The sequence below is a fragment of the Sideroxyarcus sp. TK5 genome, assembly GCF_054601595.1.
The window spans coordinates 1-530 of record NZ_BAAHSJ010000040.1 but is presented as its reverse complement, the minus strand read 5'-3'; the positions used below and the strand labels follow the sequence as shown (position 1 = coordinate 530).

The following is a 530-nucleotide window of genomic DNA, read 5'->3' as shown; positions in this document are numbered from 1 at the left end:
GGGTCTGCCCATTGAGCAACTGCGGAAACACCTCACCGAGCAGATATGGGCGATCCGTCGGCAACAATCTCGCGCAACCATTAACGGTTCCGTCATCATCCTGTGAAACGACGTACACGGTATCTGGCCGGTCAAATTGGTCGAGTTCGATACCTTGCTTGGTTTGCAATTCCCATCCAAGCATTTCAATGAATACCTTGTGACGATAGCTTGAAATCTTTGAGAACAGCTCCCCGGATAATTCATTCGGCATCCCCGAAATTACTCTCATGTCCACTCCCCTACTGTTGTTTTTCAGTGGGGGGGATTAAATGAGATAGGTCAGCACGAGGTAACTATCAAAGTTGCTAGGTTGAGCCGGCAGAATACGTTTGACTTTTGATGCAATACAGGCTTTACAGCTTACCGGTATCGCAGCTTAATCTGCTCCATCACGATGGATTGCCAATCCATTCCATCAATGAGCAATTCTTGCAGCAGCAAAGATTTTTCGGGTCCGAGGTCATTCTTGTCTCCGTCTTGCAGCATGA

At 47.7% G+C, this 530-nt stretch carries 1 protein-coding gene; it reads right to left on the bottom strand.

The features are described 5' to 3' along the window. Window positions 1–271: acyl-homoserine-lactone synthase (locus ACYPYQ_RS13595; RefSeq protein WP_459724454.1), on the bottom strand; the 271-nt coding region annotated here is incomplete at its 3' end. Between the last annotated feature and the right edge of the window lie 259 nt (window positions 272–530).